At 60.6% G+C, this 18,721-nt stretch carries 18 protein-coding genes; 7 read left to right on the top strand and 11 right to left on the bottom strand.

What is annotated here, in order from left to right; translation table 11 throughout:
* Window positions 1-99: 99 nt before the first annotated feature.
* Complete coding sequence (locus LOY28_RS17565) at window positions 100-741, bottom strand: ferric reductase-like transmembrane domain-containing protein (RefSeq protein WP_258612257.1); 642 nt, start codon at window positions 739-741, stop codon at window positions 100-102.
* A 228-nt stretch (window positions 742-969) separates the two neighbouring features.
* Between LOY28_RS17565 and glsB the strand changes: the two genes are divergently transcribed.
* From glsB to LOY28_RS17545, 4 genes are all read left to right on the top strand, one after another.
* Complete coding sequence (glsB, locus tag LOY28_RS17560; RefSeq protein ID WP_018929762.1) at window positions 970-1,878, top strand: glutaminase B; 909 nt, start codon at window positions 970-972, stop codon at window positions 1,876-1,878.
* 89 nt (window positions 1,879-1,967) lie between these two features.
* Window positions 1,968-3,086 carry a DUF3616 domain-containing protein gene (locus LOY28_RS17555; protein ID WP_258612256.1) on the top strand — a complete coding sequence of 373 codons (1,119 nt, stop codon included), beginning with the start codon at window positions 1,968-1,970 and terminating at the stop codon, window positions 3,084-3,086.
* 83 nt (window positions 3,087-3,169) lie between these two features.
* Window positions 3,170-4,672 carry an aldehyde dehydrogenase family protein gene (locus LOY28_RS17550; protein ID WP_064618355.1) on the top strand — a complete coding sequence of 501 codons (1,503 nt, stop codon included), beginning with the start codon at window positions 3,170-3,172 and terminating at the stop codon, window positions 4,670-4,672.
* A gap of 153 nt (window positions 4,673-4,825) precedes the next feature.
* Window positions 4,826-5,176 (top strand): BON domain-containing protein, encoded by a 351-nt coding sequence (locus LOY28_RS17545; protein WP_081625598.1) that lies wholly within the window; start codon window positions 4,826-4,828, stop codon window positions 5,174-5,176.
* 118 nt (window positions 5,177-5,294) lie between these two features.
* Here LOY28_RS17545 and LOY28_RS17540 read toward each other — a convergent pair whose 3' ends face one another.
* Together LOY28_RS17540 and cynS are read right to left on the bottom strand one after the other, a co-directional pair.
* The gene (locus tag LOY28_RS17540) at window positions 5,295-5,954 is read right to left on the bottom strand and encodes a carbonic anhydrase (protein ID WP_018929758.1); all 660 of its coding nucleotides are present in this window, start codon (window positions 5,952-5,954) and stop codon (window positions 5,295-5,297) included.
* A 95-nt stretch (window positions 5,955-6,049) separates the two neighbouring features.
* Window positions 6,050-6,517 carry a cyanase gene (gene cynS / locus LOY28_RS17535; protein WP_086946212.1) on the bottom strand — a complete coding sequence of 156 codons (468 nt, stop codon included), beginning with the start codon at window positions 6,515-6,517 and terminating at the stop codon, window positions 6,050-6,052.
* Window positions 6,518-6,635: 118 nt separating this feature from the next.
* Between cynS and cynR the strand changes: the two genes are divergently transcribed.
* Entirely contained in the window at window positions 6,636-7,520 is an 885-nt protein-coding gene (gene cynR / locus LOY28_RS17530; RefSeq protein WP_258612255.1) for a transcriptional regulator CynR, read from the top strand.
* Window position 7,521: 1 nt separating this feature from the next.
* Here the strand turns inward: cynR and LOY28_RS17525 are convergent, their stop codons facing one another.
* The 4 genes from LOY28_RS17525 to LOY28_RS17510 all read right to left on the bottom strand — a co-directional run bounded on the left by LOY28_RS17525 (window position 7,522) and on the right by LOY28_RS17510 (window position 11,395).
* Window positions 7,522-7,824 carry a hypothetical protein gene (locus LOY28_RS17525; RefSeq protein WP_018929755.1) on the bottom strand — a complete coding sequence of 101 codons (303 nt, stop codon included), beginning with the start codon at window positions 7,822-7,824 and terminating at the stop codon, window positions 7,522-7,524.
* 152 nt (window positions 7,825-7,976) lie between these two features.
* A complete protein-coding gene (locus LOY28_RS17520) occupies window positions 7,977-8,306 on the bottom strand; it encodes a hypothetical protein (protein WP_018929754.1) in 330 nt (109 codons plus the stop codon).
* Window positions 8,307-8,843: 537 nt separating this feature from the next.
* Window positions 8,844-9,383: a GNAT family N-acetyltransferase gene (locus LOY28_RS17515; RefSeq protein ID WP_018929753.1), complete on the bottom strand. Its 540-nt coding sequence runs from the start codon at window positions 9,381-9,383 to the stop codon at window positions 8,844-8,846.
* A gap of 62 nt (window positions 9,384-9,445) precedes the next feature.
* Entirely contained in the window at window positions 9,446-11,395 is a 1,950-nt protein-coding gene (locus tag LOY28_RS17510) for a DNA topoisomerase III (protein ID WP_258614472.1), read from the bottom strand.
* A 231-nt stretch (window positions 11,396-11,626) separates the two neighbouring features.
* Between LOY28_RS17510 and LOY28_RS17505 the strand changes: the two genes are divergently transcribed.
* The gene (locus tag LOY28_RS17505; RefSeq protein WP_018929751.1) at window positions 11,627-11,989 is read left to right on the top strand and encodes a DUF427 domain-containing protein; all 363 of its coding nucleotides are present in this window, start codon (window positions 11,627-11,629) and stop codon (window positions 11,987-11,989) included.
* Between the two features lie 66 nt (window positions 11,990-12,055).
* Here LOY28_RS17505 and LOY28_RS17500 read toward each other — a convergent pair whose 3' ends face one another.
* Together LOY28_RS17500 and LOY28_RS17495 are read right to left on the bottom strand one after the other, a co-directional pair.
* Complete coding sequence (locus LOY28_RS17500) at window positions 12,056-13,678, bottom strand: MFS transporter (RefSeq protein ID WP_258612254.1); 1,623 nt, start codon at window positions 13,676-13,678, stop codon at window positions 12,056-12,058.
* A gap of 80 nt (window positions 13,679-13,758) precedes the next feature.
* Complete coding sequence (locus tag LOY28_RS17495) at window positions 13,759-15,408, bottom strand: GMC family oxidoreductase (protein ID WP_258612253.1); 1,650 nt, start codon at window positions 15,406-15,408, stop codon at window positions 13,759-13,761.
* Between the two features lie 134 nt (window positions 15,409-15,542).
* Between LOY28_RS17495 and LOY28_RS17490 the strand changes: the two genes are divergently transcribed.
* Window positions 15,543-16,439, top strand: a complete 897-nt coding sequence (locus tag LOY28_RS17490) for a LysR family transcriptional regulator (protein ID WP_018929748.1) — start codon at window positions 15,543-15,545, stop codon at window positions 16,437-16,439.
* 235 nt (window positions 16,440-16,674) lie between these two features.
* Here LOY28_RS17490 and LOY28_RS17485 read toward each other — a convergent pair whose 3' ends face one another.
* Window positions 16,675-18,051: an ATP-binding protein gene (locus LOY28_RS17485; RefSeq protein ID WP_258612252.1), complete on the bottom strand. Its 1,377-nt coding sequence runs from the start codon at window positions 18,049-18,051 to the stop codon at window positions 16,675-16,677.
* Window positions 18,048-18,710, bottom strand: a complete 663-nt coding sequence (locus LOY28_RS17480; protein ID WP_258612251.1) for a response regulator — start codon at window positions 18,708-18,710, stop codon at window positions 18,048-18,050. Before LOY28_RS17480 ends, LOY28_RS17485 begins: the two co-directional genes overlap by 4 nt.
* Window positions 18,711-18,721 lie beyond the last annotated feature (11 nt).

The raw sequence follows: 18,721 nt of genomic DNA, 5'->3' as shown, positions 1-18,721 counted from the left end.
AGGCTGACCGCGTTAGTCGAATTCACGACTGCTGCGCAGCCGAACGCAGCCGAACGCAGCCTCGCAGGCTCGACAGCTGCTACAGCGAGCGCAGAGCTGCTACGGGGTGTTGTTGGTCAGGGGATAGGCGCGGGGCAGGCTACGTTTGTACTTCTGCGCAATCGTGCCCAGCAGCCGAATGACAATCGCCGAAAACATCAGGCCGAACGGCAGGACGTACCAGGCGCTCAGTGGGATGCGTTTGAAGTTGGAAAAGGCGAACACCGCCGCGATCACCCACATGCCGCAGGTGTGCAGGGTTTTCCAGGCTTTGGGGCCGATCAGGCGCGCCGTGGTTTTGAATGAGGTCAATGCCATCAACAGAATGAACAGGTAACCGACCGAACCCGGAATATTGCCGACGGTGGTGCGACCGGGCCAGAACTCGGGGTTCAGTTGGCCGTAGCTGTAGATCAGAATGGCGTGGACCAGATGGGAAAACGCGAAGGCCAGGCCGATGAATCGTCGTTCACGCACCAGCGAGCGGCTGAAAGGCGAGGGCACCAGCACCGCCAGGGCCGATGCAGTGAACGCGGCGAGAAACAGCGCAAACGAAGTGCGTGCGGTGGCGCGAATGGCGCTGCGGGTGGCTTCTACCAGATCGGGGTTGAGCAGCAGAATCAGGCCGGTCATCAGCAGCACCAGCATGGCCAGCAGGCCAAACAGCGACCAACCATGGTAACGGGGGACTTGGGTCATCATGACAACACTCCTGAGCAAGGGCCGACCCGGTTTACCGGTGGTCAGCGGACGACAGAAGTGTTGCAATCAGCTGTATTGGCGATATGTCTGAAAGACCGCCCGGTGCAAGTTGGTGTATCCCGGGCCGCGACAGATACATTCGCGTACAAAACTGTGATTCAGCGCCGTCCAGCGGCGTCTAGCGACAGTGTCCCCGCAATCCCATGGGGCGAGACTTCGGAACCCGGCATGCAAGCGCTGTTGAACGAGATCCTTGACGCAGTCCGACCGTTGATCGGTCAGGGCAAAGTGGCTGACTACATTCCCGCCCTCGGCGAGGTACCGGGCAATCAATTGGGCATTGCTGTGTATGGCAATGACGGCGAGTTGTTTTGCGCGGGGGACGCCGACACGCCGTTCTCGGTGCAGAGTATTTCCAAGGTGTTCAGCCTGGTGCAGGCCATCGAACACTCCGGCGAAGCGATATGGGAACGCCTGGGCCACGAGCCGTCGGGCCAGCCGTTCAACTCGCTGGTGCAGCTGGAATTCGAGCGCGGGCGCCCGCGCAATCCCTTCATCAATGCCGGTGCGCTGGTGATCTGCGACATCAATCAATCGCGCTTTGCCGCTCCAGCGCTGTCGATGCGCGATTTCGTCCGGCGCTTGTCCGGCAACCCGAACATCATGGTGGACGGCAAGGTCGCCGAATCCGAATACCAGCACCGCGCGCGTAACGCGGCCATGGCGTATCTGATGCAGTCGTTCGGCAACTTCCATAACGATGTCGAGGCGGTGCTGCGCAGCTACTTCAGCCATTGCGCGCTGCGCATGAGTTGCGTGGACCTCGCCCGGGCGTTCTGCTTCCTGGCCAACGACGGCTTCTGCAAACATAGCGGCGCACAGATCCTCAGCGCCCGCCAGACCCAACAAGTCAACTCGATCATGGCCACCAGCGGGCTGTACGACGAAGCGGGCAACTTTGCCTATCGCGTCGGTCTGCCGGGCAAGAGTGGGGTGGGCGGGGGCATCGTCGCGGTGGTGCCGGGGCAATTCACGGTGTGCGTCTGGTCACCGGAATTGAATGCCGCCGGTAACTCGCTCGCTGGCATGGCGGCGCTGGAGTTGTTGAGTCAGCGGATTGGCTGGTCGGTGTTCTGATGGCGCTCCTTGACTTGCACCGGGCGGTCGCTAACGTGAAGTAGATCTTTTGACTGCTCACCCGATCGGGTGGAGGCGCGGGTGAATCCATGATGAAGTTCGGTTCCGCGCTTCTCGTCTTCAATGAGGCGGACGCTCATTTGCGCGACGGGTTGTCTGCCGTGGTGCAGGTCGGTAATACCCTGTGGGTCGCCAATGATGAATCATTGAGCCTTGAACGTTTCACCCGGCGCGAGCGCACCAGCCCGGGCCAATTTCTGTTTGATCAGCAGAAGCGGTTCCCGTTGGCATCCCTGTTGACGCTGCCGGTCATGCCGGACGTTGGCAAAGAAGACGTTGAAGCAGACCTGGAGGGCATGAGCTACGACCGCGACACAGGGTATCTCTGGATCGTGGGCTCTCACAGCCTGAAACGGAAAAAGCCCGATAGCACCAAGTCCCTGAAGAAAAACGCTGAACGTCTGGCCATTGTCAGCCGTGATGGCAATCGTTTTCTCCTGGCCCGGATTCCTCTGGTCGAAGAAAACGGGACGTTCACTTTGGTGAAGAGCACCACCAGCGATGATCGAGTCGCCGCTCAATTGGCCGGCAATCAACTGGGTAACGAATTGCTCGATGAACTCAAGGACGACGAACATGTCGGGGCATTCCTGCACATTCCCAGCAAGGACAACGGGTTCGATACCGAAGGCCTCGAGGTCAATGGCAAGCGTGTTTTTATCGGGTTGCGAGGGCCTGTGCTGCGGGGATGGGCAATCATTCTGGAGGTCGAACCCGAAGACCATCCCAAGCTTGCTCACACACTGAGGCTGAAGAAAATCGGGCCGGGTGGGCGAAAGTATCGAAAGCATTTTTTCCAGCTGAATGGACTCGGCGTCAGGGACTTATGCCTCGATGGTGACGATATGTTGATCCTGGCTGGACCGACGATGGACCTCGACGGGCCCGTCACTGTATTTCGATGGCGCGACGGCGCCAGGCCAGCAGATGAAGGTTTCGTTTTCAGCGAACAATTGACGTCGGTCCTGGAGGTTCCTTACGGGCAAGGAGAAGATAAAGGCTGCGATCATGCCGAAGGGATGACCTTTATCGGCACCGAAGGCGTAGAAGAGCCATTGTTGCTGGTGGTTTATGACGTGAATTCGGACAAGCGTAAACAGGGCAGCAATGGACTGGAGCAGGACGTATTTCGACTTGCTAAAAAGTAACCGCCACCGCGTCCCGGTGAATGACGCTCCACGGATTTTCCTATACATTTTCCGACCGCCCCCCTGCATGGTGAAACCGCTTCATGTCTCTTGCGCTCGAACGTCTAGTCGCTGGCACGCCGATCCCATTTGCCGGTAATCGTGTCACGGTCGTCAGCCCCGAACTGGCGGCGCGCTTTCAGCCCGGCGACCATCTGCTGGTGGAGCAGGTCAGCGGCGAGTTGTTGCTGATCCCGGTGGCGGATCAGCAGGCGGCGACGGTCGCCATCGAGCGCGCCGAGGCGGCGTTTGCCGCAATGTCCAGCGTTTCGGATCACGCCATCAGCGAGTTCTTTGATCGCTTCGCGCAACGCCTGGAAACCCCGGAATGCTGGGCTTTGATTGCAGCCGCCAACCTGGCCGACATCGAGCGGGCCAAGGCACGCGGGCGTTCCACCACAAGATTGCTGGCTGATGAGCGCATGCGCCGCGACATGATCGCCGGCCTGCGGGCCTGGCGCGATGCGCCGGCCACCCGCGGTCAAGTCGTGAGCTGCGTCGAGCACGACGGCTGGAAAGTCGAGCAGGTGGTTTCGCCGCTGGGCATCGTCGCTTTTGTGTTCGAAGGCCGGCCGAATGTCTTCGCCGACGCCGCCGGTGTATTGCGCACTGGCAACACCGCGGTGCTGCGTATTGGTAGCGACGCGTTGGGCACCGCTCAGGCCATCGTCACCCATGCACTGAATCCGGCACTGGCCGATGCCGGGTTGCCGAGCGGTGCGGTGTCGCTGGTCGAAAGCGTCAATCACGCTGCTGGTTGGGCGATGTTCGCCGACCGGCGCCTGTCGCTGGCCGTGGCCCGTGGTTCGGGGCATGCGGTCAGCCAGTTGGGCAGCATCGCGCAACAGGCCGGCACCGCCGTCAGCCTGCATGGCACCGGTGGCGCCTGGCTGATCGCGAATAAAGATGCCGATGCCCAGCGCTTCGCCGCCGTGGTGCGCAATTCGCTGGACCGCAAAGTCTGCAACACCTTGAACGTTTGCCTGATCCACCGCGACCGAGCAGCCGAACTGGTGCCGCTGTTTCTCGATGCACTGCAACAGGCCGGCACCGCGCGGGGCCAGGGCTGCAAACTGCACATCGTCGAGGGCAGCGAGCAGCATTTGCCGAGCGATTGGCGCACCGCGAGCGTCGAGGTGTACCGCGCCGAAGGCTATCAGACCGAAGCACAGGCCGAACCGCTGCCCGAGGACCAATTGGGCCGCGAGTGGGAATGGGAAGAAACCCCGGAAGTCAGCCTGAAGATCGTCGACGATCTGGATCAGGCCATTGCCTTGTTCAACCGCTACAGCCCGCAATTCACCGTGTCGCTGATCAGTGAAGATGCCCAGGCGCAGGCGCGGTTCTACAACGCGGTCAACGCGCCTTTTGTCGGCAACGGGATCACCCGCTGGGTCGACGGACAGTACGCGCTGAACAAGCCGGAACTGGGGCTTTCGAACTGGGAGAGCGGTCGCCTGTTTGCGCGCAGCGCGATTCTCTCGGGTGATGGCGTGTTCACGATCCGCAGCCGCATGACCCAGACGAGCCTGTCGGTCAAACGCTGAGACGCTCCCACAGGAATTTCGTCGCTCTTATTAACTTACCGGCATCAGGGACAGCCCTCTGACCGCAGGCAACGGCACGCACTATACTTATTGTGTGTCCGTGCCCGCGCGGGGACGGACAGCGCATCTGATTACGTGTGAGAGGATTGCGCCATGAAACTTCATGACTTCCAACATTACTCCCATGGTCTGGAAACGGTCGTTCACGACACGTGGATTACCACCCGAGTGAAGTCGGCCCTGGCCTTGGCCGATACCACTCTTGGCCTGAATGTCCATGTCAAAACCCATGCGGGTGCGGTGGCATTGAGCGGTCGCGTCAATACCCATAGACAGTGTGAGCACGCTGTTGCTCTGGCCCGTTCGGTTCCTGGTGTCGTCAACATCGATGCCAGCGAATTGCTCACTCATGTGTTCACCCCAGGCAGTTTTCCAGAAGCGCCCAACGCTGAAGACACACCTGAACGTCGGCCACAATCGTCAGCCAAGACGGACGACAAATAACCAGGGCGACCGTGTGAGTGTCACATTCCCGGCCGGGAAACGAGGACGGGCGCAGTAGCGCGCCTGTCCACTTTGTAACGCTGCGCCAAGCCTGGTGCAGCTTGTGCGGTCGACACCTTCAGGCGGCTTCGACCGTTTTGCCGTGCACGGCGCAAGTGCCGGGGTGTTCGGCCAGCGACACGAAGCTGTGACTGCCGGCATCCAGGGCATCGACCGAGCCGGTTTCGATGTCATAGACCCAGCCATGCAGGTTCAACAGGCCTTTTTCCAGGGCCAGGCGCACGCTCGGGTGGGTCTGGATATTCGCCAGTTGGGCGATGACGTTTTCCCGCACCATCGAACTGACCTTGGCCGCGTCGCTGGCATGAGGGCGGGCTTCGTTGATCACCTTGGCCGACTCGGCGTGCTGCAACCAGCCGCTGACGGCGGGCAGGTGATCCATGCATTTGCACTGGGCAATGGCGGTCATGGCGCCACAGTCCGAATGCCCGCAGATCACGATGTCCGTCACGCCCAATACCGCGACCGCATACTCCACCGTGGCCGACACGCCGCCCGGATGCGGGCTGTAAGAGGGCACGATATTGCCGGCGTTGCGCACCACGAACAGTTCGCCGGGCTCTTGCTGGGTCAGCAGTTCCGGTACCACGCGGCTGTCGGAACAGGTGATGAACAAGGTGCCGGGATGCTGGGTGGTGGCCAGGTGTTTGAACAGGTCGGTACGTTGCGGAAACGCTTCTTTCTGAAACTTCAATAAACCTTCGATGAGCGCTTTCATGGCGGACTTCCTTGCAATGAATGAGGGGGCGTAGCAGCTGCCTCGCAGGCTCGGCAGCTGCTACGGGGTTTCGCTTGCTAAAGGTGGCCAGTTACTTAGAACGGGCGCAGCGGCAGGAACTTGCCGTCCAGGGTAATCACGGCACGGGAGCCGCCTTCCGGGTCTTCGACCTTTTTCAGGTCAAGCTTGAAGTTGATCGCGCTGATGATTCCGTCGCCGAATTGCTCGTGAACCAGGGCTTTGAGCGTGGTGCCGTAGATCTGGATCATTTCGTAGAAACGGTAGATGGTCGGGTCGGTCGGAACACCCGACAGGCTGCCGCGCAGCGGGATGATTTGCAGGCGGGCCACGGAGTCGGCGTCCAGCTCGAGTTTTTCGCCGATTACTCTGGCGGCGGCTTCCGGCAGTGGATGCTGACCGAGCAGGGCGGCGGTGACGTAGGCCAGACCCAGGCCGGTGCCGTCAGTCAGATCCTGCCAGGACAGATTCTTGCGCGCCTTGGCATCGAGGATCGAAGTGGTCAGGGCCAGACGAGTGTCCTGGTAAGCGTGGGACTGTTGCATGGTGTGACTCCTATCGGTTGTGGCTGGAAAGTGGAGCCATCTTCGGTTGATTGATCCATAGCGTCCAAGATCGATATACAATGCGTTGCATAAGTCCTGCCTATAGATGATGAGCCCCATGCTGCTCCGACATTTGCGCTACCTGCTGGCGGTCGCCGACCACGGCGGCTTCACCCGCGCCGCGGAGGCATTGCACGTCTCCCAACCGACACTGTCCCAGCAGATCCGGCAACTGGAGGAAACCCTGGGTGTCAGCCTGTTCGACCGCACCTCGCGCACGGTCAGAGCGACCGACGCGGGGCAGGCCTATATCGAATGCGCCCGGCGGGTGCTGGTGGAACTGGAAGCGGGCAAACGCGCGCTGCATGATGTGAAGGACTTGTCTCGCGGCACCTTGCGACTGGCCATGACGCCAACGTTCATGGCGTATCTGGTGGGGCCGCTGGTGCGCGATTACGCGGCGAAGTTTCCGAACATCCATCTGCAGATTTTCGAGTTGTCGATGGATGACATCGAGACGGGGTTGCTTGATGACTCGCTAGACATTGCCATTGCCTTCACCCCGGTGAGGAGCCCGGATATCGAGTGCGTGCCGGCGTTTGTCGAGACTCTGGGTGTGGTGGTCGGGCACCGTCATCCGTTGTACGAACGGCAGATCCCGCTATCGCCCAAGGAGATGGCGCAATTGGAATTCGCGTTGCTGACGCCGGACTTCATCACCCGATCCTCAGTCGACGAGTATTTTCGGCAGCAGAACATCACGCCCAAGGTGGCGATCGAGGTGAATTCGGTGAGTACGTTGCTGGAGGTCATTCGCCACACGCCGATGGCCACCATCCTCCCGGAGCCCATCGCCACGGCGGAACGGGCATTGCGCCGAATTGAATTACAGGGCGAGGCACCCCGGCGCGACGCGGCATTGCTGCGCAGGAAGAACAACTATCACAGTGCCGCGTCTGTGGCGTTCGCGAACCTGGTGATGGCCGGCAGCACCAGCGTGTGAATCAATCATCCACCGACTGGCAGATGCCATTGCCGCCTTTCTTGCTGGTATAGGTCACGGCTACCGTGTCGTCATCCGCGATGCTGATCGAGATCGTCACATCCGGCCCCTTGGCCTCGAAAAGGCGATCATTGATCATTTTGGTCTGGGCTTCTTTGCTGTTGATCATCACCGGACCATCCTGATCGGCGTGGACCATGATTTTCCCGGGACAGTCCACATCGAAGGCGGGAATGCCGGGGAGACTGTTCGCATGGGCTGCACTCGCCAATGCCAGTAGCATGAATGTCAGGGTTGTTTTCATCGCAGACCTCCAGCGGATAAACCGATGTCCAGCGCACTGTTAACCATAGCCCTGTTCTTTTGACCCGGTGCAAAGTCAGAGGTGCAGACGGTGACGAATAAAAAAGGCCCCGCTCGATAAAACGAGCGGGGCCTTCTTGTGTTTGGGAGAGATCAGTACAACCGATCAATCACCCGAACTTCATTCTGGTTCTGCAGCGAGGCCCACGCCTGTGTCAGCGTTTGCAGCACATTACCGATGAAGTCCTTGTCGGCCGCGGCTTTCTTGCCGACATAGCCCTGGCCGCGACGGTACATCTTCATGCGGGCCAGCAGGTTCTGGTTGTTCTTGTCGAACTCTTCTTCGTGGGCATGGGGCGACAGGCAGTCGATATGGACCTGGCCCGATTTGCTGATCCACAGAATATGGCTGTCATGGCTGTCTTTTTGCGCAGCGAACAAACGAGCCAGTTCATCGATAGTAGGTTGATTGTTCAGATTCATTGTAAGCCCCTTGACCATTTGGTGATCTTTCAAAGTTGATTCGCTAATACAGGTAGCCCATCGGTTAGTTGATCCCTGGCACCGAAACCAGGACGTCAGCGGTCGACCGTCAATACGACGGGGTCGCGCATCTGTTGCATGTAGTCGTGTTGAATAACTGCTACGCAATAGCGTCACAACGAAGAGAAGCAGCGAAAACCTGGAGGCCACTGCCGACGTTTTCAGGGTCGGCCACAAGCTTCATGAGGATTGATCGCTAGCGTTTCTCGCCCTTGTACTGGACGTTCAGGCCAGGTCAGCTTCTTCAATCTGCCTTGTGGGCAGCGTGTATCCGGGAAAAACAGCTCGGCGGTCAGACGAACTTGCTCAAACGTGTTGCCTGTACTCCCGATCGGGGAGACGTCTGCATCATGCAAGGGCAAATCGGAGGCGTCAACGGTTTTGTAGTGATTATTTTTGTTCACTACATATTGTCAGACAAAGTGGTTTTGGAATTAGAAAGTCAGCGTGGCCACCGTTTGGAATCTTCGGCAGCGCTTACCCCGGCCCCGTAGGCGTTGCCGAGGGCTGCGATCTTTCAAAGCGGTAAACGGTGCATGGATAACCGTCGATCGGCAGCTGATGCACGGTGAACACTCCGGCCGTGAGATCGGGCATCACCCTGGCCCAGAACAGCCGCGCAGGCTGGTTGGCATCGATGTGGAAAATCTGCCATTGACCGGGGAAGCGGCTCAAGAGGGCAGAGACGACAAACTTCGCGACACCTTGGCCACGAAAGCGTCGACTGACAAAAAAGTAGCCGATGTTGTACTCGGCGCCGACGATATGGGTTTCGTTATCCACGGTCACGAACCCTGCCAGCTCGCCGTCGACCTTGATCAGAAACGGCCGGGTTGCCGGGTTGCGCCAGTAGTCCAGTCTGGGCTGGATGTTGAAGAAACCATGTTCCCCGAGCTTCAGCGGCAGCCATTCGCTGAAATCGTACATGTAGAACTGCATCAGGTTTTCGATGGTTTCCAGTTCGTCGCGCTGGGCGGCGTGCAGTTCTATCGAGGGCTGGCTCCTGATTGTCGCCATGGTCGTACCTTCGGTGTCTTAACTGACATTGAAGAACACTAGACCATTTCGATTCGCTGCCCTCAAACCTTGCCCGCCGGTTTCGCCGCGCGCTTGGTTCCAGTCGAAGGCTTGCGTTTGGCGGGTTTGCGTTTGTTTTTCCACGGTGTGGCGCCACGCCCGGCCGGGCTTGCCGGCCCGCTGATGGTCAGGTTCAGGCCGGCGCAGCGTGCCACTTGCTTGCTCATCCACGCGGCCTGTTTGGTGACGAATTCTTCCAGGCTCATTTCACCGCTCTGCACCATGTCCAGCGCCTGTTCCCAGATTGCCGTGGTGCCGGGGTCGGCAATCGCTCGCGGCACCGCATCGATCAGGCTGAAAGCCGCCGGCGTCGCGGCCAGGGCCTTGCCGTTCTTGATCAGATAACCACGATCCAACAGGCCCTGGATGATCGAGGCGCGTGTAGCTTCGGTGCCGATGCCGGTGGTGTCCTTGAGCTTTTGCTTGAGCAGCGGATCTTCCACCAGTTTGGCAACATTCTTCATTGCCTTGATCAGATCGCCTTCGGTGAATGGCTTGGGCGGCTGGGTCCAGAGGTCCTTGAGTTTCACGTCAGCCACCGCGCAGTCACGCCCTTCGGCCAGTGTCGGCAGTGTTTGCGGTGCCGGTGCTTCGCGGCCCTTGGCGGGCGCGAGGGCTTCGGGCAGGGCGCGTTTCCAGCCGGGCTCGGCAATCTGCTTGCCCACGGCGCGCAAGGCTTCACCGGCGCAGTCGAAGTCGGCCTGGGTGCGGTCGTATTCATGATTGGGCAGGAACTGCGCCAGGTAACGCGCACGAATCAGGGTGTAGACCGCCCGTTGCTTGCCCACCAGTCGATCGAGATTCTTCGCCGCGGCGGTCGGAATGATGCCGTGGTGCGCGCTGACCTTGGCATCGTTCCAGGCCCGCGAGCGGCGTTGCGGCTCCAGATAATCGTGCAAGGCGTTCAGGGCCGGGTCGGCTTGCCGGAGCGCCGCCAGAATACCCGGCGCTTCGCTGTGCTGACTCAGGGGCAGGTAGCCGCAGTCGCTGCGCGGGTAGGTGATGACTTTATGGGTTTCATACAGGGCCTGGGCGATATCGAGGGTTTCCTGGGCGCCGAGCCCGAGTTTTTTCGAGCAGACTTCCTGCAAAGTACCCAGGTCGAACGGCAGCGGCGCGACTTCGCGCATGCGCTCGGTACGTAGCTTGGTCACCCGAGCGCTCGCCGCATTGCCAATGGCTGCAGCCGCCTGCTGGGCCAGCGCCTGGTTCAGGCAGCGATCCTGATCGTCACAAGCATCGGACGCCGCGCGCCACTGGGCAGTGAACGCAGTGCCATCGTGCAGCAGTTGCACGTCGATGGCCCAGTAGGCCACCGGGACGAAATCGGCAATGCTGCGGTCGCGATCCACCACCAGGCGCAAAGTCGGCGTCTGCACCCGACCGACCGGCAACACGCCCTGATAGCCGGACTGACGCCCCAGCAGGGTGAACAGCCGACTCATGTTCATCCCGATCAACCAGTCGGCCCGGGAGCGCCCCAACGCCGAATGATAGAGGCTGAACGTCTCGGCCCCCGGCTTGAGCGCCGCCAGCGCCTTGCGGATCGACGCATCGTCCAGGGCCGACAACCACAGCCGCTGGATCGGCCCGCGATAACGGCAATGCTCCACCAGTTCCCGGGCGATCATCTCGCCCTCACGGTCGGCGTCGGTGGCAATCACCAGTTCACTGGCCTCGCCGAGCAGGCGTTTGACTGCCTTGTACTGGCTGGCCGTGCGCGGCTTGACGGTCATTTTCCATTTTTCGGGAATGATCGGCAGATCCGCCAGCACCCAGCGCTTGTAACGCGCGTCGTAGGCATCCGGCGGCGCGGTTTCCAGCAGGTGGCCGATGCACCAGGTCACCGTGACGTCCGTTCCCAGCCAGCAGCCGTCGCCTCGACGCCTGGCGCCGAGCACGGCCGCGATATCTTTGGCCTGGGAAGGTTTTTCACAGAGGTACAGCCGCATAACCACCATCATCGATCAGTGTTCGAGAGGTGCACAGAATGGCGGTTGATGAGCGATGGAGCAATCTTTATCTGTATGGATGTACAGGTTGAGCTGTTGCGTTTGATGACAGCGGTCAATCCAGCGACTGAAGCACGCTCCGTTCGGCTGCGAAGTACTCGCGATACCAGAACATGGGGTATACCTGTTGGGGCGCGGAAACCGCACAACAGCAACAGAGGAACCTACTTCATGAAAGTCCCAGGTGCCGGTAGTCCCATCTCCATCGTCCCCCAACCCGGCTGCGTGGTGGTGAAGTTCCATGGCATTCAAGTGGCGTCGTCCACTCGGGCGCTGGTCATGCATGAGACCAATTATCCTCCGGTGTACTACATCCCGCGGGAGGACATCGCCGAACAGTATTTCGCCCGCACCGACCACACCAGCTATTGCCCGTACAAGGGCGATGCCAGCTACTACAGCCTGCAGATCCCCGGGCATGAAGGTGCCAATGCGGTATGGAGTTATGAGCACCCCAAGGTGTCGGTTGCGCAGATTGGCGGGTATGTGGCGTTCTATCCTGACGAAGTGACGTTTGAGGTGCTCAAGACCTGATGTGCAGAAAACATTTTGTGGCGAGGGGGCTTGCACCCTCGCCACAAACTAACCTCCCGTTAGCGCTCAGTTTTTATCGAGGTCCACGTTTTTCGTCTCGCGCAAACACATCATCCCCACCACCAGGCTCACCGCGGTAATCACCACCGGGTACCACAGCCCGTAGAAAATATCCCCGGTGTACACCACCAGGGCAAACGACACCGTCGGCAGGAACCCACCAAACCAGCCGTTGCCGATGTGATAGGGCAGGGACATCGAGGTGTAGCGAATGCGGGTCGGGAACAGTTCGACCATCAGCGCCGCCAGCGGGCCGTAGCACATGGCGGAGATGATGATCAGCGCGACGATCAACGCCACGATCATCGGTTTATTGATCAGCTGGATGTCGGCTTTTGACGGATACCCGGCCAGGGTCACTGCGCCACGCAGGGCCGCTTCGTCAAAGCCGTCGAGCTTCACGTCACCGACGCTCACCTGCACACCGCTGCCGGTCGGGGCCGCTTCGCTGTTGTAGGGCAGGCCCTGTTTGACCAGGAAGGTTTTGACCTTGTCGCACGGGCTATCAAATTTCGCCTTGCCCACCGGGTCGAACTGGAAGGTGCAGGTGGCCGGGTCGGCCAGCACGGTGATAGGTGCCTGACGGCTGGCCTGGTCGATGGCCGGGTTGGCGTAGTGGGCGATGGACTTGAAGATCGGAAAGTACAGTGCAGTCGCCAGCAGCAGGCCGATCATCAGCACGGGTTTGCGTCCGACCTTGTCCGACAGCCAGCCAAAAAAGATGAAGAACGGCGCGCCAATGATCACGCTGACAATCAGCAGACTGTTGGCCAGGGCCGGGTCCATTTTCAGGAACTGCGTGAGGAAGAACAGCACGTAGAACTGCGCGGCATAGAAGGTCACCGCTTGCCCGGCGTTGATGCTGAACAGGGCGATCAGCACCACTTTAAGGTTTTCCCATTTGCCGAAGGAGTCGCGCAGCGGCGACTTGCAGAGTTTGCCTTCCTCTTTCATTTTCACGAACGCAGGCGACTCGTGCAGGCTCAGGCGAATCCAGGTGGAAATGCCCAGCAGCACGATCGAAAACAGAAACGGAATGCGCCAGCCCCAGACTTCGAACTGGTCGCCGGTGAAGTAACGGCAGCCCAGCACCACCAGCAGCGACAGCAGCAAGCCGAGGGTGGCGGTGGATTGAATCCAGCTGGTGTGGAAGCCGCGCTTGCCGATCGGTGCGTGTTCGGCGACGTAAGTGGCAGCGCCGCCGTACTCACCACCCAGCGCCAGCCCCTGGAGCATGCGCAGCACCACGAGGATGATCGGCGCGGCGATGCCGATGCTCGCGTAGGTCGGCAGCAAACCGACGCAGAAAGTCGCCAGGCCCATGAGGACGATGGTCGCGAGGAACGTGTATTTACGCCCGATCATGTCCCCCAACCGTCCGAACACCAGCGCACCGAACGGCCGCACGATGAAGCCGGCGGCGAAGGCCATCAGCGCGAAGATGAACGCCGTGGTGTCGTTGACCCCGGCGAAGAACTGTTTGCTGATGACCGCCGCGAGGGCGCCGTAGAGGAAAAAGTCGTACCACTCGAACACCGTCCCCAGGGACGAGGCGAAGATGACTTTCTGGGTTTCCTGACTGGTGCCCGCGCTGCGGACGGCTTCCAGGGGCTGAACATGTTCTGACATATCGGTATCCCTCACAGTGATTGTTTTTGTTGTTCCACTGTCGACGCCAGCCTTGTGGGCGGGTGCCGCTATTCCTTTGCTCAAGAGACTGCGGTCAGTGCTTTTTCGTCAGGGGCAAAACTCCTTGCGGTTGTTTCGAGGATCAGTTGCGCGGCTTTCTCGGCGATCATCAATGTCGGCGAGCAGGTGTTGCCCGAGGTGATGCGCGGCATGATCGAGGCGTCGGCGATGCGCAGGCCGGGGATGCCATGCACCCGCAGCTCAGCGTCGACTACCGCGTCCGCGTCGTTGCCCATCCGGCAGGTGCCCACCGGGTGGAAAATTGTGGTGCCGATCCGGGCGGCGGCTTCGTGCAATTGATCTTCGCTCTGCAAGCTGTCGCCGGGCAGGTATTCCACCGGTTTGAACGCTTGCAGGGCGGGGGCGCAAACGATGCGGCGGGTCAGGCGGATCGCGTCGGCCGCCACTCGCAAGTCTTCGGGATGGCTCAGGTAATTGGGCTGAATCAGCGGCGCTTCTCGCGGGTCGGCGGAGCGAATGTCTATGCGCCCACGGCTTTGCGGGCGCAGATCGCAGACCGACGCGGTGAAGGCGGGAAAGGCGTGCAGCGGTTCACCAAAACGCTCCAGCGACAGGGGTTGCACGTGGTATTCGAGGTTCGCCGAGGTCTGTTCCGGCCCCGAACGGGCGAAGGCGCCAAGTTGGCTTGGGGCCATGGACAATGGGCCGCTGCGGTCATACAGATAACGCAGGCCCATGCCCATCTTGCCCCACAGCGTGCCGGCGATCTGGTTCAGGGTGCGGGCGTTTTCCAGTTTGTAGATCAGCCGCAGTTGCAGGTGATCCTGCAGGTTGCCGCCCACGCCGGGCAGTTCATGGGCAACGCCGATGCCAAGTTGTTGCAACAGCGGGCGAGGGCCGATGCCGGAACGCTGGAGGATGCCGGGTGAACCGACGGAGCCGGCACACAGGATGATTTCCTTACGCGCCTTGAAGGTTTTCGCCTTATCTTGCCAACGGGCGCTGATCGCCGAGGCACGGCCGTTTTCCAGCAGCACGCGGTCGACTTCAACATCAGTCAGCACCGTGAGGTTGGTGCGGTGACGGACCGGTTTGAGAAACGCCTTGGCCGCGTTCCAGCGCACCCCGGCTTTCTGGTTGACCTGGAAATAGCCGCAGCCTTCGTTGTCGCCCTGGTTGAAGTCATCGATGCTGGCAATGCCGCTTTGTTCGGCAGCAGTGCGGAAGGCATCGAGAATCGGCCACGACAGGCGTTGCCGCTCGATCCGCCATTCGCCGGCGGCGCCGTGAAACTCCGAATCGCCGGCAAAATGGTTTTCGCTTTGTTTGAACAGCGGCAGCACGTCTTGCCAGCCCCACCCAGGATTACCCTCGGCCGCCCAGCCATCGTAGTCGCCAGCCTGGCCGCGCATGTAGATCATGCCGTTGATCGAGGAACAGCCGCCGAGTACCTTGCCGCGCGGGTAGCTCAGGGCGCGGCCTTGCAGGCCCGGTTGCGACTCGGTCTTGAAACACCAGTCGGTGCGCGGGTTGCCGATGCAGAACAGGTAACCCACGGGGATGTGAATCCACGGATAGTTGTCGCGGCCGCCGGCTTCGAGCAGCAACACGCGGTGTTGCGGGTTGGCTGACAGTCGATTGGCCAGCAAACACCCGGCCGGCCCGGCGCCGACCACGATGTAATCGTATTCATCAAGGGAAGTCTGCATCCCTGACCTCGTATTGTTGTTCTTGTTGTCGGTCATCCTAGTTGTTAGCTTTCGTTAAAAGAATGTTAGTTTTTGCGCAGCTGCTGTGCGTTTTTAAACAGCCGTTAGTAACGGCATAACGTCAAGGATGGTTCATGTTCGACTGGAATGACCTGCGGTTTTTTCTTGAATTGCAGCGCAGCGGCCGCTTGCTGACCGCCGCCCGCCGCTTGAACACCACCCACGCCACCGTGGCCCGGCACATCGAGGCCATCGAAAAAAGCCTCGGCACCGCGCTGTTCGTCCAGCATGCCCAAGGCTACGAATTGACCCCGGCTGGCGAAGCGCTGCTCAAGCATGCCGAGGCCATGGAAAACGTCGCGTTGCTGGCCCAGGAAGAAATCACCCAATCCACCGCGCCGCTGGGCAAGATCCGCGTCGGGGTGACGGAGGGGCTGGGCATCATGTTCCTCGCCAGCCGCATGAACGGGTTGTTCGAACGCTATCCGGGGTTGGAAGTGGAACTGGTGGCGGTGCCGCGCTTCGTCAGCATCCTCAACCGTGAAGCGGAGATCAGCATTCACCTCGAACGCCCGGCCGCCGACATGCTGGTCACCCGCAAACTCACCGACTATCGACTGGCGCTCTACGCCAGCCAGGCCTATCTGGACCGCTCGCCACCACTGCGCAGCCGCGAAGACCTCGGCCGCCACGCGTGGATCGGCTACGTCGATGATTTGCTGTTCAGCCAGGAACTGATGTTCCTCAACAGCTTTTGCCGCAACCCCCAGGTGGTGTTTCACAGCACCAGCGTCATCGCCCAACAACAGGCCGCACGCTCGGGCCTGGGGATCGCCGTGCTGCCGTGCTACATGGCCAGCGCCGATCCTGAACTGGTGCCGTTGCTGCCGGACGAAAGCATCCAGCGCAGCTATTGGATCAGTACGCGGCGCGAGCTGCACAAATCGGTGCGGCTGCGGGTGTTGTGGGATTACGTGGTGGAGTTGTGTGAGCGTGAGCAGGCTCTGCTGCGAGGCTCCATTCCTTTGTAGGAGCGAGCGGTGCGGCGATCCGACTTGCCTGCGAAGGCGTCAGGTCTGGCACACCGCGTTATCGTTCTTCGCGGGCTAGCCTCGCTCGGGTAATGGAATCTTGAGTCAGTGAGAAACCTGTGGCGAGGGAGCTTGCTCCCGCTTGAGTGCGTAGCACTCACAAAAATCGGCGATTGTTCAGATTTTGGGGCCGCTACGTAGCCCAGCGGGAGCAAGCTCCCTCGCCACAGAGTGTTCAATGGTGCTGGTCAACAGGAATCGACAGCGTCGCCCGCAACCCACCTTCTGGCGGATTGACCAAGGTAATCCGCCCACCCAGCCGTGTCGCGATGGTGTTGACGATGGCCAGCCCCAGGCCCGCGCCGCCGGTGTTTCCACGGCTGTAAAAGCGTTCGAACAATCGTGCGCGATCCGCTTCGTCGATGCCCGGTCCCTGGTCCTGGACGCTCAAATTGTAGAACCCGTCGTCCTGACTCAGTTGCACGGTGATGACGCCATTCTCCGGCGAAAAATTCGCCGCGTTGGTGACCAGGTTGTTCAGGGCGATGTCGATGGTGCCGGCGTCGGCGAGGACTTTGAAAGGCCGGTCCTCGGCGTCGAAAGCCAGTTCCAGGTTCCTGCTCAGTAACCAGGGTGTGAGCTGGGCCAGGCTGGCGCGCACGATTTCACTCAGGTCGATGCTGTGCAGCACCGGCGTCACGGCCTTGGGTTCGAGACGGGCCATGGTCAGCAATTGATTGACCAGACGGCTGGCGCGGTCGACCCCGGCAATCAGAAACGCCAGGGACTCACGACGCTCCTGTTCCGTGCCGGCTTCCAGCAGGTTTTGCGCATGCACCCGCAACACGGCCAGTGGCGTACGTAATTCGTGGGCGGCGTCGGCGATGAAGCGCCGCTCACGGCCAAGCACCTCTTGAATTTGCGCGAGCATCCGATTGAGCGCCGCTTGCATCGGTTCCAGTTCGCTGGGCAACGGGGTCAGTTGCAACGGCTCCAGAGAACCGCTGTGCCGTGCCCGCAACGTTGCCGCCATATCGGCCAGGGGTTTGAGCCCCCAGCCAATGGCCAGCCAGACCATGGCCGCCAGCATCAGGCTGCCCAGCACATTGGGCCACAGGGTGTGACGCACGATCCGGTCGACCAGGTCTGCACGCACGTCGTCCCGTTCACCGACCCAGATGCGCAGGTCATTCTCTTTGTCATCGAGCACGAACACCCGCCAATGACGGCTGCTCAAATCCACCACATCGCTGAAACCATGTGTCGTCGGCGGCACGGTGAAGGAGGGGGCGCTGGCGGTGTGCACCAGCACTTCGCCTTTGCTATTCCACACCTGAAAGGCAATTTTGCCTTCATAGGGGTGACCATCGACGCCCGGCACCGCTTCACTCAAGGCCTTGTTGAACGCTTGATACAGTTCGGCGTGTTCATGGCTGGCCAGCGGCATGCGCATCACACCCTGCAGCAGCCGGGCGTTCTGCGCCAGTTGGGCGTCGTAGACTTCGGCGATTTCGTGATTGCTGTCGTGCAGGTTGAACACGCTGAGGATTGCCAACCCCGTCAGCATCAGGCCGATGATCAGCGTCAGGGTGCGACGCCGGATCGAAGTCATCGACGCTCCTCCACCAGATAACCCACCCCACGAATGGTGCGGATCAGGTCGGTGGAGAACTTCTTGCGCAAGTGATGGATGTGCACTTCCAGGGTGTTGCTTTCGGCTTCTTCGTTCCAGCCGTAAAGCAGTTGCATCAGGTGATCGCGGGTCATGACCCGGCCCGGAGGCGAGAGCAATTCATGGAGCAGTTGATATTCCTTGGGCGTCAGCGCCACCGGTTCGCCCTGATAGCTGACTTGCTGGGTGCCGGGGTTCAGGCAGATGCCAGCGTGTTCGATCAGCACTTGCGCGCGACCGGCACTGCGGCGCAACAAAGCTCGCAGGCGAGCCTTGAGTTCGGCCAGGTCGAAGGGTTTAACCAGGTAATCGTCGGCGCCGGCATCCAGCCCGGCGATGCGGTCTTCAGTGGCATCCCGAGAGGTGAGGATCAGCACCGGCAGGTTCGAACCGCTGTCACGCAAGCGGCGTAGCACTTCCAGACCGTCCATGCGCGGCAGGCCGAGGTCGAGCACGGCCACATCGAAGGTTTCGCTGAGCAGTGAATGCAAGGCGTTGCTGCCGTCCTGCAGCCAGTCGACGGTGTACCCCTCACGGCCCAGGGCCCGATGAATGCCCTCGCCAAGGGCTACGTCATCCTCGATCAGTAATAAGCGCACACGGGACTCCT

Source organism: Pseudomonas sp. B21-017, assembly GCF_024749245.1.
GTDB lineage: Bacteria > Pseudomonadota > Gammaproteobacteria > Pseudomonadales > Pseudomonadaceae > Aquipseudomonas.
Note: the sequence above shows the minus strand (reverse complement) of the source record. Positions and strands in the feature narration are given on the sequence as shown.

Excerpts from the sequence above, each read along its gene's own strand:
- LOY28_RS17565 (WP_258612257.1), bottom strand. The coding sequence starts at position 741 with ATGATGACCCAAGTCCCCCGTTACCATGGTTGGTCGCTGTTTGGCCTG.
- LOY28_RS17505 (WP_018929751.1), top strand. The coding sequence starts at position 11,627 with ATGAAAGTCCCAGGTGCCGGTAGTCCCATCTCCATCGTCCCCCAACCC.
- cynR (WP_258612255.1), top strand. The coding sequence starts at position 6,636 with ATGCTGCTCCGACATTTGCGCTACCTGCTGGCGGTCGCCGACCACGGC.
- LOY28_RS17540 (WP_018929758.1), bottom strand. The coding sequence starts at position 5,954 with ATGAAAGCGCTCATCGAAGGTTTATTGAAGTTTCAGAAAGAAGCGTTT.
- LOY28_RS17515 (WP_018929753.1), bottom strand. The coding sequence starts at position 9,383 with ATGGCGACAATCAGGAGCCAGCCCTCGATAGAACTGCACGCCGCCCAG.
- LOY28_RS17485 (WP_258612252.1), bottom strand. The coding sequence starts at position 18,051 with ATGACTTCGATCCGGCGTCGCACCCTGACGCTGATCATCGGCCTGATG.
- LOY28_RS17510 (WP_258614472.1), bottom strand. The coding sequence starts at position 11,395 with ATGCGGCTGTACCTCTGTGAAAAACCTTCCCAGGCCAAAGATATCGCG.
- LOY28_RS17550 (WP_064618355.1), top strand. The coding sequence starts at position 3,170 with ATGTCTCTTGCGCTCGAACGTCTAGTCGCTGGCACGCCGATCCCATTT.
- LOY28_RS17490 (WP_018929748.1), top strand. The coding sequence starts at position 15,543 with ATGTTCGACTGGAATGACCTGCGGTTTTTTCTTGAATTGCAGCGCAGC.
- glsB (WP_018929762.1), top strand. The coding sequence starts at position 970 with ATGCAAGCGCTGTTGAACGAGATCCTTGACGCAGTCCGACCGTTGATC.
- LOY28_RS17545 (WP_081625598.1), top strand. The coding sequence starts at position 4,826 with ATGAAACTTCATGACTTCCAACATTACTCCCATGGTCTGGAAACGGTC.
- LOY28_RS17500 (WP_258612254.1), bottom strand. The coding sequence starts at position 13,678 with ATGTCAGAACATGTTCAGCCCCTGGAAGCCGTCCGCAGCGCGGGCACC.
- cynS (WP_086946212.1), bottom strand. The coding sequence starts at position 6,517 with ATGCAACAGTCCCACGCTTACCAGGACACTCGTCTGGCCCTGACCACT.
- LOY28_RS17520 (WP_018929754.1), bottom strand. The coding sequence starts at position 8,306 with ATGAATCTGAACAATCAACCTACTATCGATGAACTGGCTCGTTTGTTC.
- LOY28_RS17495 (WP_258612253.1), bottom strand. The coding sequence starts at position 15,408 with ATGCAGACTTCCCTTGATGAATACGATTACATCGTGGTCGGCGCCGGG.
- LOY28_RS17555 (WP_258612256.1), top strand. The coding sequence starts at position 1,968 with ATGATGAAGTTCGGTTCCGCGCTTCTCGTCTTCAATGAGGCGGACGCT.
- LOY28_RS17525 (WP_018929755.1), bottom strand. The coding sequence starts at position 7,824 with ATGAAAACAACCCTGACATTCATGCTACTGGCATTGGCGAGTGCAGCC.